The sequence below is a fragment of the Pseudomonas ovata genome, from assembly GCF_003131185.1.
Lineage (GTDB): Bacteria > Pseudomonadota > Gammaproteobacteria > Pseudomonadales > Pseudomonadaceae > Aquipseudomonas > Aquipseudomonas ovata.
This window is the reverse complement of the sequence record NZ_QFFU01000009.1, coordinates 1-18,634: the sequence shown is the minus strand read 5'-3', so window position 1 is coordinate 18,634 and position 18,634 is coordinate 1. Positions and strand designations below refer to the sequence as shown.

General features: G+C 64.8%; 17 protein-coding genes and 1 pseudogene. 14 read left to right on the top strand and 4 right to left on the bottom strand.

The genetic code is table 11. The features are described 5' to 3' along the window. Nucleotides 1-8: 8 nt before the first annotated feature. A complete protein-coding gene (locus tag DGA31_RS14045; RefSeq protein ID WP_109512948.1) occupies nt 9-953 on the top strand; it encodes a site-specific integrase in 945 nt (314 codons plus the stop codon). A 205-nt stretch (nt 954-1,158) separates the two neighbouring features. Here DGA31_RS14045 and DGA31_RS14040 read toward each other — a convergent pair whose 3' ends face one another. Next, nucleotides 1,159-2,100: a LysR family transcriptional regulator gene (locus DGA31_RS14040; protein WP_109512947.1), complete on the bottom strand. Its 942-nt coding sequence runs from the start codon at nt 2,098-2,100 to the stop codon at nt 1,159-1,161. A gap of 115 nt (nt 2,101-2,215) precedes the next feature. Here DGA31_RS14040 and DGA31_RS14035 point away from each other — a divergent pair, with 115 nt between their 5' ends. Together DGA31_RS14035 and DGA31_RS14030 are read left to right on the top strand one after the other, a co-directional pair. Continuing rightward, complete coding sequence (locus tag DGA31_RS14035; RefSeq protein WP_109512946.1) at nt 2,216-3,403, top strand: MFS transporter; 1,188 nt, start codon at nt 2,216-2,218, stop codon at nt 3,401-3,403. 94 nt (nt 3,404-3,497) lie between these two features. Then, a complete protein-coding gene (locus tag DGA31_RS14030; protein ID WP_152035035.1) occupies nt 3,498-3,911 on the top strand; it encodes an SMI1/KNR4 family protein in 414 nt (137 codons plus the stop codon). A gap of 68 nt (nt 3,912-3,979) precedes the next feature. Here DGA31_RS14030 and DGA31_RS14025 read toward each other — a convergent pair whose 3' ends face one another. Then, complete coding sequence (locus tag DGA31_RS14025) at nt 3,980-4,240, bottom strand: DUF2790 domain-containing protein (protein ID WP_109512945.1); 261 nt, start codon at nt 4,238-4,240, stop codon at nt 3,980-3,982. A 257-nt stretch (nt 4,241-4,497) separates the two neighbouring features. On the opposite strand from DGA31_RS14025, the gene DGA31_RS14020 reads away from it, so the two are divergent. From DGA31_RS14020 to DGA31_RS13970, 11 genes are all read left to right on the top strand, one after another. Then, nucleotides 4,498-4,890: a cupin domain-containing protein gene (locus DGA31_RS14020; protein WP_056839695.1), complete on the top strand. Its 393-nt coding sequence runs from the start codon at nt 4,498-4,500 to the stop codon at nt 4,888-4,890. After that, complete coding sequence (locus tag DGA31_RS14015; protein ID WP_056839696.1) at nt 4,883-6,382, top strand: methionine--tRNA ligase; 1,500 nt, start codon at nt 4,883-4,885, stop codon at nt 6,380-6,382. The genes DGA31_RS14020 and DGA31_RS14015 overlap by 8 nt, the downstream gene beginning before the upstream one ends. An 11-nt stretch (nt 6,383-6,393) precedes the next feature. Beyond that, nucleotides 6,394-7,533, top strand: coding sequence for an NAD(P)/FAD-dependent oxidoreductase (locus DGA31_RS14010; RefSeq protein ID WP_109512944.1), 1,140 nt, complete (start codon nt 6,394-6,396; stop codon nt 7,531-7,533). After that, complete coding sequence (locus tag DGA31_RS14005) at nt 7,523-8,494, top strand: ABC transporter substrate-binding protein (RefSeq protein ID WP_109512943.1); 972 nt, start codon at nt 7,523-7,525, stop codon at nt 8,492-8,494. Before DGA31_RS14010 ends, DGA31_RS14005 begins: the two co-directional genes overlap by 11 nt. 89 nt (nt 8,495-8,583) lie before the next feature. Continuing rightward, the gene (locus DGA31_RS14000) at nt 8,584-9,891 is read left to right on the top strand and encodes a lysine N(6)-hydroxylase/L-ornithine N(5)-oxygenase family protein (RefSeq protein ID WP_109512942.1); all 1,308 of its coding nucleotides are present in this window, start codon (nt 8,584-8,586) and stop codon (nt 9,889-9,891) included. Between the two features lie 9 nt (nt 9,892-9,900). Next, nucleotides 9,901-11,937 (top strand): 2,3-diaminopropionate biosynthesis protein SbnB, encoded by a 2,037-nt coding sequence (sbnB, locus tag DGA31_RS13995; protein WP_109512941.1) that lies wholly within the window; start codon nt 9,901-9,903, stop codon nt 11,935-11,937. Between the two features lie 5 nt (nt 11,938-11,942). After that, nucleotides 11,943-13,751: an FAD/NAD(P)-binding protein gene (locus tag DGA31_RS13990; protein WP_109513066.1), complete on the top strand. Its 1,809-nt coding sequence runs from the start codon at nt 11,943-11,945 to the stop codon at nt 13,749-13,751. Nucleotides 13,752-13,789: 38 nt separating this feature from the next. Next, a complete protein-coding gene (locus DGA31_RS13985; RefSeq protein ID WP_056839700.1) occupies nt 13,790-14,437 on the top strand; it encodes a LysE family transporter in 648 nt (215 codons plus the stop codon). 129 nt (nt 14,438-14,566) lie between these two features. Beyond that, nucleotides 14,567-15,721 (top strand): iron-containing alcohol dehydrogenase, encoded by a 1,155-nt coding sequence (locus DGA31_RS13980; protein ID WP_109512940.1) that lies wholly within the window; start codon nt 14,567-14,569, stop codon nt 15,719-15,721. Next, on the top strand, nt 15,715-16,932 hold the full coding sequence (locus DGA31_RS13975) for a serine hydrolase domain-containing protein (protein WP_161959189.1): 1,218 nt from the start codon (nt 15,715-15,717) through the stop codon (nt 16,930-16,932). Before DGA31_RS13980 ends, DGA31_RS13975 begins: the two co-directional genes overlap by 7 nt. A 72-nt stretch (nt 16,933-17,004) precedes the next feature. After that, complete coding sequence (locus tag DGA31_RS13970; RefSeq protein WP_206606838.1) at nt 17,005-17,250, top strand: acyl carrier protein; 246 nt, start codon at nt 17,005-17,007, stop codon at nt 17,248-17,250. Nucleotides 17,251-17,397: 147 nt separating this feature from the next. Here the strand turns inward: DGA31_RS13970 and DGA31_RS30765 are convergent. After that, nucleotides 17,398-17,622: pseudogene (locus tag DGA31_RS30765) on the bottom strand (restriction endonuclease); the annotation flags it as partial. Between the two features lie 505 nt (nt 17,623-18,127). After that, the coding region (locus DGA31_RS13960; RefSeq protein WP_241509587.1) for a methyl-accepting chemotaxis protein at nt 18,128-18,634 on the bottom strand (507 nt) is incomplete at its 5' end.

Here is an 18,634-nt window from a genome sequence, read left to right as displayed (position 1 = left end):
GCCAGACTATGCCAGAGCAACCCCGTTCCACCCCGGTCATGCTGCCGGACGTCAGCAACCCGCTGCGCCTGTACATGGACCGCCTGGCGCCCTCGAGCCGGCAGACCATGCGCTACGTGCTGCAGGATGCCGCCGACCGGCTGGGACTGGTCGATGTGGACATTGCCGATGTGCCGTGGCACACCCTGCAACCGGGTCATATCACCGCTCTGGTGGCTACCTTGCGTGATGACAACTATGCGCCAAACACCACTTCGCTGTACGTCAATGCCATTCGCGGGGTGATGAATGAGGCCTGGCGCCAGGACCTGATCAGCCATGACCAATTACTCAGGATTCGCTCGGTCAAGCCCATGCCCGGTACCCGGCTCGGCCGTGGGCGCAATATCCGTCGCAGCCTGATCCGTGAACTGATGGACGTCTGTGCCGCGGACCCACGCCCGCAAGGACGGCGCGATGCGGCGATCATCGCCATGCTGTACGGCTCGGGCATGCGCAAGTCTGAATCGGTGAACATCGACCTGAACCAGGTGGACTTTGAACAGCGTTGTCTGTGCGTGCTGGGCAAGGGCAACAAGCAGTTGATCAAGTACGCTCCGGTGTGGGCTTTCGACGCTTTGCAAGCCTGGCTGCAATTGCGCCGTGACGCACTGCCAGCCGGTCAGCCGGACGATGCCTTTCTGTTCAACCGCATCCGCCGTGGCAATCACATCACCCGCGAGCGCATCACCAAGCACGCGATCTACTTCATTGCCCGCCAGCGCGGCCGGCAAGTCGGCGTGGACATCATGCCGCACGACTTTCGCCGGTCGTTCATCACCCGTGTCATCGAAGAATTCGACCTTTCCATCGCCCAGAAACTGGCGCACCACACCCATATCGCGACCACCGCCAGCTACGACATGCGCAATGACAACGAACGCCGGCGCGTGGTCGATCATCTGGAGCTGTGACGCGGCCATGTCGATCACGCCGCCAAAGGCCCCGGGATAAAGTCCGCGCATAAAAAAGGCCACCGCACATGACGTGAGGTGGCCAAACAGATCTAACCAAAGGGGTTGATGAATGGAGCGCGAGCCCGGCCGCCGGAGCGGGCCGCCAGGCCGTGATTCATCGAGGTGCACCGTACCATCACGGGGCTGACAAAAATTATCGAGATTATCGATAGTCACTATCATTACGGATTGCTTGTCCCGACAGGTCCGCCACCGCGCCGGGCTTGAACAGGTTTTCGACCATGTGGTCGATAAATACCCGCAGCTTGGGTGACAGATGCTTGCTCGACGGCCAGAGCAGGCGAAAAGTGCCTTGAAAATGCAGGTGCGCTTCCAGCACGCTGACCAGCCGTCCCTGGTCGATAAACGCATCGACCAGAAAGTCCGGCAGGCAAGCAATGCCCAGGTCACCCAGCACCCCATATAAAAGCGTCTCGATGGTATTGCATACCATCGAGGCCGGCACCCGTGGCTCGGCCTGATCCGGATCAGGCTGCAGTGGCCAGGTTTCCAGCTTGCCCGTGCTGGGAAATTTGTGCCGCAGGCAGGCATGCCCGGCAAGGTCGGCGGGGGTGAGTGGAGTACCGCAGCGCGTCAGATACTCGGGCGTGGCAACAAGACGCATCTGGAAATGCCCCAGCACCCGCGACATCAGCCGCGAATCATGCGGCTCACCGGTACGCACCACGGCATCGAAACCCTCCTCGATGACCTCCACCAGACGGTCACTGAAATCCAGGTCCAGCTCGATGGCCGGGTAACGGTGCATGAAGCCGGTGAGGGCGGGCATCACCAGGCGCTCGACCAGTGGCAGGCTGACCCGCAACCGGCCTTGCGGTGCCTGCCGGCTGTGTGACAACTCCAGCTCTGCCGCTTCCAGTTCGCCCAATACGCGGCGGCAACGCTCCAGAAACAGCGCGCCTTCCGGGGTGACGGTGATGCTGCGAGTGCTGCGGTGCAGCAGGCGTACGCCCAGCCGCTGTTCGAGCCGTGCCACGCTTTTACCTACGGCCGAGGCCGACACGCCCAGGTTGCGCCCGGCTTCGGAAAAGCTGCGGGTGTCGGCGGCCTGGACAAAGAAGGCAATGCCATTGAGCGAGTCCATGGGCTGTCCATTCAGGAAAATATGTCCGCTATGTTATGAACAGCGGCGCTATTGTCCAGTCATGATGACCTGCTTAAGGTGAGCCCCTGTTTTCATGGCTTAACGACAGGTCCTTATGACACCGCCTACGCTCACAAACCCACTGCACAGCGACGCCCGCCAACGGGCCGCGCCGCTGCCACTTTCCTCCTTGCTGGCCTTGGCCCTGGCCGGCTTCATCACGATCCTGACCGAAGCCCTGCCAGCCGGCCTGCTGCCTCGGATCAGCGCTGATCTGCAGGTGTCCGAAGCGCTGGCCGGACAATGGGTCAGCGTCTATGCGTTGGGTTCGCTGATGGCCGCCATTCCCTTGGTCGCCATGACCCAGCACCTCAATCGTCGCCCGCTGTTGCTGGCAGCGATATTCGGCTTTGCCCTCGCCAATACCGTGACAACGCTGTCGGACAGTTACGCATTGAGCCTGCTGGCACGCCTGATAGCCGGCGTGTCGGCCGGTCTGCTCTGGGCGTTACTGGCCGGCTATGCTGCCCGGCTGGTAGCGCCGCACCAGCAAGGGCGCGCCATCGCCATTGCCATGGTCGGCACGCCACTGGCGCTGTCTCTGGGCGTGCCGGCCGGCACCTGGCTGGGCAACCTGCTGGGTTGGCGCTTGTGTTTTGGCCTGATGAGCGTGTTGGCGTTGCTGCTGATGGTCTGGATTCGCCTGCGGCTCCCCGACTTTGCCAGCGTTCCCGGCGGCGCGCGCCTGTCGCTGCGGCAGGTGCTCAAGCGCCCCGGCATACGCCCGGTGCTGTGCGTGGTGTTGGGCTATGTGCTGGCCCACAACCTGCTTTACACCTACATCGCGCCCTTCCTGGCCCACGCCTCGATGGGCGCGCAGACCGAGCGGGTGTTGTTGGTGTTCGGGATCATGGCATTGCCAGGCATCTGGATCGTGGGTGTCTTGATCGACCGTCACTTGCGCGTAATGACCTTGAGCAGCATCGGGGTGTTCGCTCTGGCAGCCGTGCTGCTGGGTGTCGCAGGTCAGGCACCCTGGATCATCTACCTGGCTGTTGCGCTGTGGGGGCTGGCATTCGGTGGGGCCGCCACATTGTTTCAGACAGCGCTGGCCAGGCGTGCGGGGCCTGCGGCTGATGTCGCCCAGTCAATGCTGGTCACCGCCTGGAACCTGGCGATTGCCGGGGGAGGGTTGCTGGGCGGTTGGCTGCTGCAAAGCCTGGGCGCGGGCGCCTTTGCCCCGGCGATTCTGGTACTGCTATTGCTGACCCTGATCGCCGCCTGGCCTCGTCCAATGCAATGAGGGCGGTGTAGCCTGCTAGCCTCATGCACAATGTGCCGGACGCCGACGAGAGAAACGACCCCGTTTTCTCGCATCATGGCCATAGGATCGATGAGTGGAGCAATTGACAGTGATGATCGACGGGCAGTGGCACGGTGTCAGCGGTGCTTCGCAAGAGGCGCTGGCCAGGTTGCGAGAGGTGGCGCCGCAGGTATTGCCGGAGCAGTACTACCAGTTACTGGCATTCAGTAACGGCGGTGAAGGGCCGCTGGAAGTCATGCCCCTTATCCTGGTGCTCGATTCGGCGCAGTGCGCAGCAGACCCCGAAAATATTGCGTTTCATGAGCAAACGCTGCCGGGCCTGTTTGTCTTTGGCAGCAATGGCGTGGGCGATTTCATGGCCTTCGATCTGAGAGGGCCTGCGCCACCCTGGCCTGTGGTCTGGTTCAGTGCAATCGAGCCGCAAGAGTCCATACAGGTGATTGCGGCTGACTTTGCGCAATTCATGGCACGGGTCGGCAAGGAGTGAGCACGTGCAGTAAAAACCAGAAGGCCGCCTGAACCCGATGCTCGGCGGCCTTGTCGTTCATGGCGCGATCAACCATGCGTCGAGCAGGTTTCGCTCAAGCGCGAGTAGTGCAGTTCATGCTCAACACCCTGGCTGTCGAGGTAGACCATGCTGGCCGCCACGGGCTCGCACAGGTCGGAGTCGGCTGCGTCGATGCTGATCACTTTGGCCACATCGAGCCTTTGGTTGTAGCTGTACTGCTGGACATCGACCGGCTGCGCAGATGTATCGGTATTGGCCGAAGCCATTACGCTGAACATCGACAGGGCCGCAAAAATTACATATTTCATGGGGTTCTCCACTGCATCATCTGTGCAAAGTCTTGGGTTTGCTTTGCCTGTGCCGCCATTCTAGAGAGGCCCCCCGATCACCAGAAATGGTGGCTATCAATACAGACAATCGACAGAACCGATACAGTTCAGGTGTAACGATAAAAGGTCATCGATTGAATTCCTTGATCCGTCACCCCTGAGCTATCCGGGGATCCGATAGCGCGTCTACGTCGCACATTTCATGCTTTGGCCACCAACCACACACGGGCTTGAGCATGGAACCGTTCGATATCTACCGTAAGACGCGCTTTGACGCCCTGGTTCACGAATACGGCCTGGACGGCAGCCGTCTGCTGCCTTGGGAAGGCTATCCGATGCCGTTTGGTGGCGGCTGGTGCGTGGTGCGCCCCGGCACCACCAGCGCCACCCATACGCAGATCGACCAGGAATTGTTCATCGCCATCCAGGGCACGGCACGGCTGGTGATCGGCGACCGGGAAATGAGCTTTACCCAAGGCGACATTGCTGCCATTCCGAAGCACACCCACCACTACGTCATCAATGATTCCGACGACGACTTTCACTTCTACGTGATCTGGTGGGACCTGAACCACGTCAACGACTTCCTCGCTCGTCACACGGACACGACGGGGTGCCTCGATGGCTAAGTTCATTGTCACCATCACCCCGCCAACGCCCAACGGCGACCTGCACATCGGCCACATCGCCGGTCCCTTCCTGGGCGCCGACGTGTTCACCCGGGTGCAGCGCCAGCGCGGTCATGAGTGCGTGCTGCTGTCCTATTCCGACGACTACCAGTCCTACATGCTGCGCAAGGGGCTGGAGCAGGGCGTCGACCCGATCGAGCTGGCACGGCGCAACACCGACCGCATCGAAGCCTCGCTGGCGGCCGTGGGCATTCAGCCGGACAACTGGATGCGCCCGTATGACAACCCCTGGTTCCACCAGGCGGTCAGCGAAGTGTTCGATAAATTGTGCGACGCCGGCGCCATCGAATTTCGTGACAGCGACGAACCCTACTGCGCCGACTGCGACAAATGGGGCTATGAAGCCTTTGCCCGTGGACTGTGCAACTACTGCGGTCATGACTCGGACCCCAGCCAGTGCGAACACTGCGCCCAGGCCCCGGATGCAGCGTTGATGAGCGGCCTGTACTGCAAGCTGTGCCACAAGGCGCCACACCTGAAACCTACGCACCGAGCGTTTCTCAAGCTGGCCGATTTCAAGCCGGTCCTGCGTGACACCTTGCTTGGACGGTCGTGGCGCGAGCCGCTCAACGGCTGGCTGCGCGACACCCTCGAACACCTGCATGACTGGGGTGTGACCCGGCCGCATGACGGCGGGCTGGACCTGGCCGCCGACGGCTCGTGCCGGGTGCACACCTGGTTCATGGGCCTGGCCGGCTACATCGCCGCCTTCCGTGAATACGCCGACCGCATCGGCAACCCGGAGCTTTTCAATCAGTACTGGCGCTCGGGGCAGGGCACGCTGGTCAATTTTCTCGGTTTCGATTGCGTGTTCAGCCATTGCATCGTCTACCCGGCGCAACTGGCCGCCCACGAGGGTTTGCGCGTGCGGCAGCATTTCGTGCCCAACCAGTTCCTCACCCTTGATGGCCTGAACCTGTCGACCAGCCGCAACCATGCCATCTGGGTCGCCGACCTGGCCCGCGAAGCCTGCCCGGACAGCGCCCGGTTGTATCTGGCCAGCATCGCCCCGGAACAGAGCGAAGGTGATTTCCGCCTGGCGACGTTCCAGGCCTGGCGCCAGGAAGTGTTCGGTGAGTTCTTCCCCAGGCTGCTGCAGGCCGGTCCTGCCCAGCATGATCATTGGTGGAGCGGCTTTTGCGGGGCGGACGCCGCCTTGCTCGAAGCCTTGCGCCTGCAATGGTGCAGGGCCTCGGAGCTCAAGCATTTCTCGATCCGGCACATGGCCCAGGTGCTGCTCGATGCCATTGCCATTGCCCGAACGCGCCTGGCCGAAGGCCGTCCGGTCAGCCACCTGGCCGCCTTGATCGCGGTGATGGGCAAGAGCCTGATCCCGGGCACCGCCGCCCACTTGATCCGCGCCTATGGCCTGCCTGAAGACCGGATTACCGCCACGGTGTTGTCCGGGCCGGCTGTCGACTATTCCATCTGAGCGCACCTGATATGGACATCGATTATCAAGTCGCCGTGATTGGCGCCGGCATCGTCGGCGCCAGCATTGCGGCGCGCCTGACCAGCCTGGGCCTGACCGTGGCGCTGCTCGAACAGGGCAGCGTTGCCAGCCTGGGCGCCAGCGCCTGGTCCGGCGGGCTGGTGCGCCTGTATGACGCCGACCCATTGCTGATGCAACTTACCGCGCATTCTCTGCAGGTGATGCGCAGCCCGGTGTTCGCGACCACCTACACCCAGGCGCTACGTTGCACCGGCGTGCTGTACCGCGCCGGAGTGGATCAGCAGGCCGACCTGCAAGCGGCCATCGACTGCCACGCCAGTGCCGAGTACCCGATGCAGTGGCTACAAGGCCACGGCCTGTATGCCCGCCGCGACGACCGGCTCGACCTGTTCGAGCCCAATGCCTGTGTCGGTGACGTACGCCAGGCCACGGCACGCTTGTGCGGTGTGCTGCGCAGTCAGGGCCTGGTGCTGGAGCATTGCCAGGTGCAGGCCATCGACTGGCAGGCCGACGGCTCGGCCAGCATTCACTTGGGCCAGGCGCGCCTGCGCTGCCGGGTCGTGGTGCTGGCCAGCGGCGCCTGGACCCGTCGGTTGTTGCCGGCGCTGGCGCTCGAAAGCCGCAGCATTCCGCTGGCCCGGGTGTTGACCGAACGCAGCTGGTCGCTGCCGGTGATCGATGCGCCCAGCGCCAGCTACGCCATCCCCCTCAGCCGCCATATCGTGCAGAGCGGCTGCGGCCTGCGCGACCGGGCCGCGTGGCCGCAAGACCTGGCGCCCCCCGACGCCCGGCATTACCACGACGCCCTTAAGCGCGTGACGCAACTGGCCGGCGGCGGCCAGGCGCAGGTGCTCGACATCCTGCCCGGCTTCGACAGCTACAGCGCCGATGGTCGACCGCTGTTGGGCTTTGTCGACGATCAGCGTGGCCTGTATGTGGCCTGCGGGTTGTCCGGGCTGGGCTTCAAGTTCGCGCCGGGCATTGCCGACATTGCCGGCCGGCAGGTGAACCGCTACCTGACCACCGGCGACCCCGGCATGGCGTCGCCATGGACCGCGCTGTGCGCACGGCGTGCCCTGCACAGGATCCAGCCAGCGGATCTGCAACAAGGAAACGGTCATGAACAGTGATAACGCGTGGCCAAGGCCTTTGCAGGTCGGGGTCAGTGCCGTGTTCGACCCGGCGGTCACCCCGCATGCACGCACTTTCTTGCGTGCCATGGCCGTGGCGCGCAATGAGCTGCCAGCGCTGCACAGGGTGCGCTGGCACTGGCTTGACGATGGTGCCGACCCGCAGCGTGGCGCCGAAGTGGCCCGGCAGATGATTGCCTGGGGCGCCGATGTGGTGCTCGGGCACTTTTCTTCCGACGCCGCCCTGGCGGCTGCACCGTTGTATCGCCAGGCCGACATTGCCTTGCTGACCCCGGCCGCCACGGTGGACGCCCTGACGCAGCACGACAATGTCATGCGCGGTTGTGCCTGCGACCGGCAACTGGCCGCTGACCTGCTGGCCTGGTTGCAGGGCCGGCATTGGCAGCGCCTGCACATCGATGCCGATGACAGCGCCCATGGCCAGGCATTGGCAGCGGCGATTGCCCGGCAGGCGAGCGAGCAGGGGCTCAAGCAGGTCGAAATGCCTGAGCAGGCCGAGGTGGAAATTTTCGCCGGGCGCCTCAAGCCCAGCCGCGAACACTGGCAGGCCCGGCGCCGGGCAGGCAGCCGCCGACCGCTGGTGCTCACCGATGATGCCGCTTCACCGCACCTGGGCTACGCCGCCGCCCATGACCGCGACACCTACGTGATCGGCTTCGATGATGGCCCGGGCGATTGCCCTGGTACGCGCCAGCACCAGGCGCTGTTCGGGGCGCCGCCACAGACTTACTACCGCGAAAGCCTGCGCCTGCTGCACGTACTCGCGGCCTTGGCCGGGCGCGCGTGGCCCGATCGCGCCGCCTTGCTGCAAGCCTTGCGGCATGGACGGTTCAGCACGCCGCTGGGGCCGATGACGTTCGATCAGGGCGAATGCCATAGCGTGCGCAATCGCCTCTGGCGGGTCGGGCCGCAGGGCCTGGAGCGTTGGCCCGACACCTGAGCACAGTCGGCGCGGCCGGGCAGCGACCTGTTTCAGCCGCCAATGGACACGACACCGTTATTTACCCACCCCACCAAGGACAGACTTTCATGGGTCATCACATCATTGCGTCCGATGCCGTGTGCATCGGTTTTGGGCCGGCCGGGATTGCCCTGGCCTGCGTCTTCGAGGATGCCCGCGAACAAGGCCACCCGCTGGGTCGCCTGGACGTGCGCTTTCTGGAGCGCGCCGCCGACACCCAATGGCACCGCGAGCTGCTGCTGGCCGGCACCGACATCAACCACCATGTGTTTCGCGACCTGGTCACGCCGCGCAACCCGCGCAGCCGCTTTTCCTTTGCCATGTACCTCAAGGCCAAGGGCCGGATGTTCGAGTTCGGCCTGCTCGGTCGCCCGGCCAGCCGTCATGAATGGTCAGACTACGTGGCCTGGGTCGCAGCGCAAGTCGACGCCGGCACCCACTTCAATACCCCGGCCAGCGACATCCTGCCGGTGATCGACAAGGGTCGTTTGCAGGCCGTGCAGGTGCAAACGCCACACGGAGTGTTCAGCACGCGCCATCTGGTGCTGTCCAGCGGCAGCGTAGCGCAGGTGCCCGAGCGCTTTGCGGCGCTACTGGGCCCGCGGGTCTTTCATACCAGCGAGTTTTTGACCCGCCTGCAGGCGTTCAGCGCCGCGCTGCCCAAACGCTGGCTGGTGATCGGCTCGGGCCAGAGCGCCAGCGAGTCGGTGCTGGAACTACTCGACCGTGATGCCGGCGTGCAGGTGCATTCGGTGCACCGCACGGCCGGCTTCAAGCTCACCCAACTGGGGCAATTTCCCAACCGGGTGTTCGGTCCCGATCACGTCGATTACTTCCACGGCCTGGACGCTGCGGCCCGTCAGCAGTTTCTCGACTACAGCCGCGCCACCAACTACGCCGGCATCGACCCGGACGAAAGCCAGAAGCTGTTTTCGCTGACCTACGAAGACGCCATTGCCGGTCGCTCGCGGCTGCACACCCACGGTTACCACCAGGTCAGTGACGTGCAGGACCTGGGTGACCACTACCGCGTCACCCTGACCGATCGCTTCAGCCAGCACAGCCGCATCGTGGAGGTGGACGCCATTGTCCTGGCCACCGGCTACCAGCAACACCGCGTGCCGCCGTTACTTGCCAGCCTGCAACCCTGGCTGGCCGCCGACGAGCAAGGCGGTCTGCTGATCGACCGCGACTACCGGGTGGCCACCACCGGGCAATGCGATGTGCAGCTGTGGGTCAACGGCCTTTCCGAGCGCAGCCACGGCATCAGCGACAGCCAGTCGTTCTCGATGATGGCGCTGCGCGCCGAACGAATTGCCAATGCCCTGCACGAAGCCGTCGCCGTACCGGCGCCGACTGTTGCCTGGGCCCAGTGAGTGATGACCATGTTCGAGACCCTCGGCGACATTCTTCACGACCGCACCTTTCTCAAGGTGAGCGGTATCGGCCCTGACTTTCACCTGAAAATGGAGTCGTTCAACCCGGCCGGCTCGATCAAGCTCAAGACCGCCACGGCTCTGGTCGACGACTTGCAGGCCCGCGGCCTGATCCGGCCCGACACTGTCCTGATCGAATCGTCCTCGGGCAATCTGGGCGTGGCGCTGGCCATGCTCTGCGCCAGCCGTGGCCTGCGCTTTACCTGCGTGGTCGATCCCAACAGCGCCCGGCACAGCATCGGCCTGATGCGCAGCTACGGTGCCGAAGTGATCCAGGTCGACACTGCCGATGCCAATGGCGGTTTTCTCGGCACGCGCATTGCGCTGATCCGCGAGCTGTTGATGCGCGATCCTCGCTATGTGTGGCTAAACCAGTACGAAAACGCCGCCAACCCGCGCGCCCATGCACAGACCACCGCGCGTTCGATCGGTGAAAGCTTCGCGCAGGTCGATTACCTGTTCGTTGGCGCCGGCACCACCGGCACGCTGATGGGCTGCGTGCAGTACTTTCGCAAGCATCATCCGCGTACCCGCATCATCGCCGTCGACAGCGTTGGCTCCGTGACCTTTGGCACCCCGGCCGCGCGGCGTTTCATTCCGGGGCTGGGCACCAGCCAGCGGCCGCCAATCTTCGACGCCGACGGTATTCACGCCCTGGAAATGGTCCCCGAAGCGCGCACCGTGGCCATGGCCCGCCTGCTGGCGCGCACTCGCGGCTTGCTGGTGGGCGGCTCGACCGCCACGGTGGTGGCCGCCGTGCATGCGTGGCGCGAGCGCATCGAACCGGGGGCGGTGGTGGTGGCAGTGTCGCCGGACTGGGGCGAGCGCTACCTCGACACCCTGTACGACGATGCCTGGGTCGAGCAACGCTTTGGCCGTGAGGTGCTGGGCATGCAACTGGCCGACCTGCCCATCGAGCCGCAGCACACCACCTACCTGGAACCCGGCTCCAGGCCGGCGCCTGCGCTTCAGGCCGGGCCCGTAAAGCCGTCTTTCCATGTGGTCGACGGCGAAAGCGTGGCGCACCTGCTGGCGGCGGATCCCCAGGCGTGCATCGAGGATGTGCGCCAGGCCTACCTGCAGCATGAGGCCGGGCGCACGATCAACCCCGACAGCTACTTCCTGCGTTTTCCTGCGCAGCCGGCCAACCGTATCATTGCGCTGCCGGCCAGCCTTGACGGCGAACAGCCGGTGATCGGGATCAAATGGATTTCCAGCTTTCCGGACAATATCGACGCTGGCCTGCAGCGCGCCTCGGCCGTGCTGCTGCTCAACGACCCGCACACCGGCTACGCCTATGCGTGCCTGGAAGCATCACGCATCAGTGCCATGCGCACCGCCGCCTCGGCCGTGCTCGGGGCGCGCTGGATCAACGGTCAACAACGCAGCGCCCGCCACCTGGCCCTGGTCGGTGCCGGTTTCATCGCCCGCACCCTGCTTGATCTGCTGGTCGCCGATGGCTGGCAGTTCGAGCGCCTCAGCGTGCATGACAGCCATGCCGACTCTGCCCAGGCGCTGATCGATCACGCCCATCGGCAACACGGCCTGCGCGTCGAGGCGCAGGACCTGGCCACGAGCCTGGGCGCCGACCTGCTGGCGTTCGCCACCACCGCGCCCAGCCCCTATGTGCTGGAACCGGTGCTGAAGCCTGGGCAAGTGGTGCTGAATATCTCACTGCGTGACCTGGGACCGGCCCTGATTGCCCAGGCCAACAACCTGTTCGACGACGTCGAGCACTGCCTCAAGGCCGGCACCTCGCCGCACCTGGCGGTGCAGGAATACCAGGATCGTTCGTTCATCACCGGCACCCTGGCGCAACTGATGCTCGGCGAAATTGCCCTGGACCCGGCGCGGCCGACGATCTTCTCGCCGTTCGGCCTGGGCGTGCTCGACCTGGCGGTCGGCCAGCGCGTGTACCGCCAGGCGCTGGCGCAGGGCCGGGCACTGCCGGTGCCGAACTTCTTCTTCGAATCCAGCCGCTGGTGATCACCATGACCCTTGGCACTCAACGGGCGCCGGCACCGGCGGCCACACCTGAACCCTTGCGCATCGCCATCGTCGGCATGGGCTCGCGCGGCCTGAGCGTGCTGGAACAATTCATCGCCCTTTACCGGCAAGCCCCTGGCCACAGATTGCAAATCGACGTTTTCGATCCCCAGACGCCCGGCAGCGGCCTGCACCTGAGCGAGCAGCCCGACTACCTGATGCTCAACACCATGGCCGGGCAGCTCTCGGCGTTCTGTACCGCGCACCCGGCAACCCGGCCACCAGGACCGACCTTCTTGCAATGGTGCGAGGGTCACGACCTGCGCCTTGATGCCCGCGGGCACCTGGACGACAGCGGGCAGGGTCGTCCGATCGGCTTTGGCGACTTCGTGCCGCGCCGCCTGCTGGGCCGCTACCTGCAAGACAGCTACCGCTGGTTGCTCAGGCACTGTCCGCCTGGCCTGCAGGTACGGCATGTGGTGCAACGGGTGATCAGCGGCCAGCCCTCGGGTGCGGGCTGGCAACTGGGCACAGCAGACGGTGAGCGCCATGCATTTGCTGCGCTGTTCATCACCTGCGGGCATGCGCAGGCCTTGCCGGTGCCGCCAGAACCCGGCCGGCGGGTGGCTATCGAGGGCCTGGGGCTCAGCGCCATGGACTGCCTGGCGACCCTGACCGAAGGGCGCGGCGGACGCTTTGTGGCCGATGACAGCCTGGCCGGCTGGCGCTACCTGCCCAGCGGCCGTGAACCGCGCCTGTACCTGTACTCGCGCAGTGGCCGGCCGTTTCATGCCCGGCCACAGCACGACGGCTCGGTGCGCCAACCCTGGCCGCGCCGGTATTTCACGGTGGCTGCGATTGAACAACTGCGCCGCCACAGCACCGATGGCCGGCTGGATTTCAGCCGTGACGTCTTGCCGCTGATCGAGGACGAAATGCGCGCGGTGTTCTACCAGGCCTGCGCGCAACTGGCCGGGCCTGCACAGTTGATCGACCTGCAACACGCTTTGCAGCAGGCGGTCGAGGCCCCTGAGCGGCAGGCGCTGTTCGCCCGGCTGGCCCGACAATGGGAGGCGTTCGAGCCTGCGCACTGGCACGCCATCGAGCGCTGGAAGGGCATGCCGCAGGACTACGCCGGCTGGTATCGCCAGTGGCTTGCCCAGGACCTGCTGCGCAGTCGCCAGGGCCCGGCACGCAGCCCGCTGACCCAGGCGCTGGAGGTCTGGCGCGACTGCCGCGACGTGCTGCGGGCGGTGGTCGACCATGACGGCTTGCAGGCGCACTCGACCCTGGCGTTCTACACGCTGTACGCCGGCGTTTCCAACCGTCTGGTCGGCGGGCCGCAACACGAGCGCCATGAAGACTTGCTGGCCCTGATCGACGCCGGCGTGGTCCAGGTGCTGCCGCCCACCCAGGCGCACGAGGAGGGCGGCCGGGTCTGGCTGCAGGCGCTGGACGACCCGCATGGCCCGGTCATCGAGGTCGACCACCTGGTCCAGGCCCGGGTCGGCTCCAGCGGCCTGGCGCATAACCGTCATGCGCTGCTGGCCGACCTGTTGCGTCAGGGCCTGATTCACGCCGCCCATCCATACCCGGCCGACGGCATCGCCATCGATCCTGGCAACCGCGCCTTGTGCAGCGACGGTCAACCGCACCCATGCCTCTGGGTGCTGGGGCCGGCGGTGGAAGGCAGCACCTTTTACAACCACTACGTGCCCACCCCGGACCCACAGTGCCTGGCGCCGTTGCAAGCCCGGCGCGCGGTCAGCGACTGCCTGGCCAGCCTGGCCGCCGCGCGTGCCGTAACCCACTGAACACTGATTCTATCGACCGCTCTACAAGGAATGTCCCCATGAACGAACTCACCCTGCTTATCGCCCTGGCCGGTGCCTTTATCGTGCTGATCATCAGCCCCGGGCCCAACTTTCTGGTCATCACCCAACTGTCGCTGAGCCAGTCGCGCCAGCAAGGCATCTGCGCCGGCCTGGGCGTGGCCTCGGGCAGCATCATTTGGGCCTTGCTGGCAGCCACCGGACTGGGCCTGATCTTCCAGCAACTGCCGTGGCTGCAACCGGCGCTGCAACTGCTCGGCGGCGCCTACCTGACCTGGCTGGGCACCAAGAGCCTGCGCAACGCCGGCAACCCGCCGGCCCCGCGTGACATCAAGGCGTTGGGCATCGGCAACCTGGGCCGTGCCTACCGTTTTGGCCTGTTGACCAACATGACCAACCCCAAGGCCCTGGCGTTCTACACCAGCGTGTTCACCACCGTCGCCGCCCCGGGCTTGCCGATGTGGGTGCGCACCGCCGGTGTCTCGATCATTGCCGTACTGGCCATTTCCTGGTTCGTGCTGCTGGCCACGCTGTTCTCCATCCCGGCCATCCAGGCCCGCTACCAGCGCATGAAAAAGGCCATCGACATCGTCACCGGCCTGTTCATGGTCGCCTTCGGCCTGCGTTTGCTGCTGGGCCTGCTGCCGGCGGCCTGGCTGCAGTTCTGAACGGATCAACGCAAATCCACACACCCTCATTGGTGTAGGGCCGATCGGATGGCGATGCGCTTCAGTCGGGAATGGTGTCGTCTGTTCCCGGCTGAAGCCGGTCCTACAGGTTTTAAAAGGAACGATCCCATGCACACCAGCAACTGGCATTACCCCACCTCCATTCGCGTCGGCGCCGGCCGGGCGCGGGAACTGGCCGACGCCTGCCGTTTCAGCGGCATTCGCCGGCCGCTGCTGATCACCGACCGTGACCTGGGTGCCAGCCTGATGATCCAGCAGGCACTGGACGACTGCCGCCGTGAACTGGGCCACTGCGCGCTGTTCGACCAGGTCAAGGGCAACCCCACCGGCAGCAACGTTGCCGAGGGCCTGGCGGCCTACAAGGCCGGCGACCATGACGGCGTGATCGCCTTCGGTGGCGGCTCGGCGCTGGACGCGGCCAAGGCCGTGGCGCTGATGTCCGGCCAGCAGCGCCCGTTGTGGGACTTCGAAGACATCGGCGACAACCACTTGCGTGCCGACCCCGACGGCATCGCGCCACTGGTGGCCTTGCCGACCACTGCCGGCACCGGCTCCGAGGTCGGCCGCGCCGCGGTGATCACCGATGAACAGGCCCGGGTCAAGCGCACCCTCCTGCATCTGCGCATGATGCCCAGGGTGGCGATCCTTGATGCGCGCCTGACCCTCAGCCTGCCCAGGCACCTGACCGCCGCCACCGGCATGGATGCGCTGACCCATTGCCTGGAGGCCTGGTGCTCGCCGGTCTGGCACCCGATGGCCGAGGCCGTGGCGCTCAAGGGCCTGCAGATGCTCCAGCAGCACCTGCCACGCGTTGTGGCGGATGGTCAGGACCTGGAAGCCCGCGAGCAGATGCTGGTGGCTTCCAGCCTGGGCGCGGCGGCCTTTCAGCGCGGGCTGGGTGGCGTGCACGCCATCGCCCAGTCGCTGGGTGCGCTGTATGACCACCACCATGGCTTGCTCAATGCCATCGTGATGCCCTACGTGCTGCTGGCCAACGAGTCGGTCCTGCACCGGCCGATGGATGAACTGGCGCACGCCCTGCGCCTGCCGGTGCTGGGCTTCAAGGGCGTGCTCGACTGGTTGTTGCAACTGCGCGAAGACGTCGGCATCCCGCACACCCTGGCCGCGCTGGGCATCGACGAGCGCGACGCGCGCCTGATCGGGCAGATGGCCTTTAACGACGGCTGCTCGCACACCAACCCGGTGCGCCACTGCGCTGAGGGCTACCAGCAGATCTTCAGCCATGCGGTGCGGGGGTGCTGATGCGCGAGGCTCAGGCATTGCAGCGCCTGGACCGCTGTTGGCGCGAGCACATCGACAGCGGAAAGATCGTGGGCGGTGTGCTGCTGCTGGCGCATGAAGGTGAGGTTCGCTACGCCAGCGCCCGAGGCTGGGCTGACCGTGAGGCGAGCCTGGCCATGGCACGCGACACGCGCTTTCGCCTGGCCTCGCTGACCAAACTGCTCACCTCGGTCGTCGCCTTGCGCCTGTGCGAGCTTGGCATCCTCGGCTTGCCGCAACAGGTCAGCGACTGGCTGGCCGATTTTCGCCCGCGGTTGAGCCATGGCCGCGAGGCGTCGATCACCCTGCGGCAGCTGCTGTCGCACACCAGTGGCCTGAGCTATGGCTTTGAGCAAGCGCCGGGCAATGCCTACCAGCAGGCCGGCGTGTCCGATGGCCTGGATGATTCGCCACTGACGCTTGAGGACAACCTGCAACGCCTGGCGCACGTGCCCTTGCGGTTCGAGCCCGGCAGCGCCTGGGGCTATTCGCTGGCCACCGACGTGCTGGGCGCGGTGATCGAAAAGGCCAGCGGCCTGTCGCTGGCGCAAGCCATCGCCCGCTGGGTGACCGCCCCCTTGCAGATGGCCGCCACCGGCTTTGTCGATGACCCCGAACGCCCGCTGGCCAAACCTTACAAGGATGCCCCCGGCGCACCGCAACCCATTGCTGACTACGACAACCTGTGGCTCGACAGCGGCCTGGCGCACCTGTCGGCCCGGCGTGCCCACCGGCCCCAGGCATGGGCCTCAGGTGGCGCCGGCCTTCTTGGCACCGCTGACGACTACCTGCGCCTGCTCGAATGCCTGCGCCAGGGCGGGGCGCCGCTGCTTGAATCCGTCAGCACCGCCGCGCTGCTGGGCAATGCACTGGGCGAGCTGCCCATGGCCAGCCGCGGCCCCGGCTGGGGCTTCGGCCTGGGGCCGGCGGTGCTCACCGATCCGGTGGCGGCGCAGCAGGTGCAAGGGCGCGGCACCTGGGGCTGGTGCGGGCTGTATGGCTGTCATTATTGGGTTGATCCGCAGGCTGGGCTGAGCCTGGTGGTGATGACCAATACGGCGGTAGCAGGGGCGTGGGGGGCGTTGGCGGATGGCATTGTGAGTGCGGTGTACAGCGGTCCCGGCCTGGTTTATTCCGTAAATGAATCAATCGCTCCTCAGGCCGTTGAAATGGATAAGTCAATGGGGCATTGAACAATCCGGCTTCTGGCATGCAGGGGCTAGACTTAAGGGTACATGTAAACAGTCACTGCAAGGATGCAGATCATGGACGATCTAAAAGACAAGTTGATAAGTATCATCGTCGATAAACTGGGCATCGATGAAGCTCATTTAAAAGACAATTTTTCCAAATCATTCAAAGACACCTTTGATGTTGACAGTCTGGATTTCCTGGAAATCATTATGGAAATTGAAAAGGAGTTCGATATCCGTATTTCGGACGATGAAGCTATGTTGTTAACCACGCCCCAGCAGGCCTATGACTACCTGCTGAAGGCAACCCGAAAATGAAATGAATGATGAAAACTGACTGGCGCACGCCACACAGCACCGGCGCGCTTCGCCAGCATCTGCCTGAGCGTCAGCGCATCCCACGGCACGTGCTCGGCGCATGCAGGGCCATACCGTCTGTCGGCGCTACGCTTGCGTGCCGAAGCCTCAGCCTTGCCTTGACGGCAATGGCGCAAAAATCGCGCGGATGCCCCGGCATTTCGGGTAATCGGTGCAACCCCAGAAGGGCCCGCCGGCGTTGGCGCCGGTGCGTGCGACCTTGCTGATCATGGTCTTCTTGCAATGCGGGCAGGCCGGTGCCGTGGGCTTTGCAGGAGCGGGCGACGCCTTGGTTTTGGCCTTGGTTCTGGCCGTTGGCCTTGAAGGGCGAGGGGGCGCAAAGTCTTGTTCAATCGCCGGGACTTGAACCGGTGCCGGCGGGATATCGGGCGCTACCGCTTCAGGTGCGTTGCGCCACGGCAAGCGGTTGACAAGCTGCAGCCAGAAGGCCGGCGTGAAGAGGGGTTTTCGGGACATGACGGTCGACAGGAAAAAAGTGGCCGCATACTACCACGCCTCCCCCAAGCGGCCCCTCTCCCTGGTAGGAGCGCGTTTGCCCGCGACCGAGTGCGAAGCGCTCGCAAAATCTCGGAAACGCTGAAAATTTACGACTGCTGACGCAGCCGGTCGCGGGCAGAGCGCGCTCCTACAGGTGTGAATTTTATAGCCAATAAAATCAATAAGTTGTTTTGTGTTTGATGAGAGCGCGCTTGCCGGAATGCCGGACCACCGCGACCGAGTGCGCAGCGCTCGCAGAAATCTGTGAAACGCCACAATTTTACGACTGCTACGCAGCCGGTCGCGGGCAAGCGCGCTCCTACGGGTATCGCGAACGTGTTCAGGTGCGGAACTTGCGCACCAGGTTATCCAGTTCATTGGACAGCGACGCCAGGCTCTGCGAGTCGGTGCGGGCCGATTGCGCCAGTTCCACCACCAGTTGCGCATCGCCATGAATCTGGCTGATGTGGCGGTTGATGTCCTCGGCCACCTGGTGCTGTTCTTCGGCCGCCGTGGCGATCTGGGTGTTCATGTCGCGGATGATGTCCACCGACTCGCGGATCTGGCCGAAGCTGGTGCGCGCCTGGCCGATCTTGCTCACCGACTGTTGCGACACTTCCAGGCTCGAATGCATCTGTTGCGCCACTGAGGCGGTGCGCCGCGCCAGATTGCCCAGCAGACCGTCGATCTCGGCGGTGGAGTCGGCGGTGCGCTTGGCCAGGGCCCGGACCTCATCGGCCACCACGGCAAAGCCGCGGCCTTGCTCACCGGCCCGTGCAGCCTCGATGGCGGCGTTGAGCGCCAGCAGGTTGGTCTGCTCGGCAATCGAACGAATGGTGTTGAGGAT

Excerpts from the sequence above, each read along its gene's own strand:
- sbnB (WP_109512941.1), top strand. The coding sequence starts at position 9,901 with ATGTTCGAGACCCTCGGCGACATTCTTCACGACCGCACCTTTCTCAAG.
- DGA31_RS14040 (WP_109512947.1), bottom strand. The coding sequence starts at position 2,100 with ATGGACTCGCTCAATGGCATTGCCTTCTTTGTCCAGGCCGCCGACACC.
- DGA31_RS14010 (WP_109512944.1), top strand. The coding sequence starts at position 6,394 with ATGGACATCGATTATCAAGTCGCCGTGATTGGCGCCGGCATCGTCGGC.
- DGA31_RS14045 (WP_109512948.1), top strand. The coding sequence starts at position 9 with ATGCCAGAGCAACCCCGTTCCACCCCGGTCATGCTGCCGGACGTCAGC.
- DGA31_RS14035 (WP_109512946.1), top strand. The coding sequence starts at position 2,216 with ATGACACCGCCTACGCTCACAAACCCACTGCACAGCGACGCCCGCCAA.
- DGA31_RS14015 (WP_056839696.1), top strand. The coding sequence starts at position 4,883 with ATGGCTAAGTTCATTGTCACCATCACCCCGCCAACGCCCAACGGCGAC.
- DGA31_RS14025 (WP_109512945.1), bottom strand. The coding sequence starts at position 4,240 with ATGAAATATGTAATTTTTGCGGCCCTGTCGATGTTCAGCGTAATGGCT.
- DGA31_RS14020 (WP_056839695.1), top strand. The coding sequence starts at position 4,498 with ATGGAACCGTTCGATATCTACCGTAAGACGCGCTTTGACGCCCTGGTT.
- DGA31_RS13980 (WP_109512940.1), top strand. The coding sequence starts at position 14,567 with ATGCACACCAGCAACTGGCATTACCCCACCTCCATTCGCGTCGGCGCC.
- DGA31_RS13970 (WP_206606838.1), top strand. The coding sequence starts at position 17,005 with ATGGACGATCTAAAAGACAAGTTGATAAGTATCATCGTCGATAAACTG.
- DGA31_RS14005 (WP_109512943.1), top strand. The coding sequence starts at position 7,523 with ATGAACAGTGATAACGCGTGGCCAAGGCCTTTGCAGGTCGGGGTCAGT.
- DGA31_RS13990 (WP_109513066.1), top strand. The coding sequence starts at position 11,943 with ATGACCCTTGGCACTCAACGGGCGCCGGCACCGGCGGCCACACCTGAA.
- DGA31_RS14000 (WP_109512942.1), top strand. The coding sequence starts at position 8,584 with ATGGGTCATCACATCATTGCGTCCGATGCCGTGTGCATCGGTTTTGGG.
- DGA31_RS13985 (WP_056839700.1), top strand. The coding sequence starts at position 13,790 with ATGAACGAACTCACCCTGCTTATCGCCCTGGCCGGTGCCTTTATCGTG.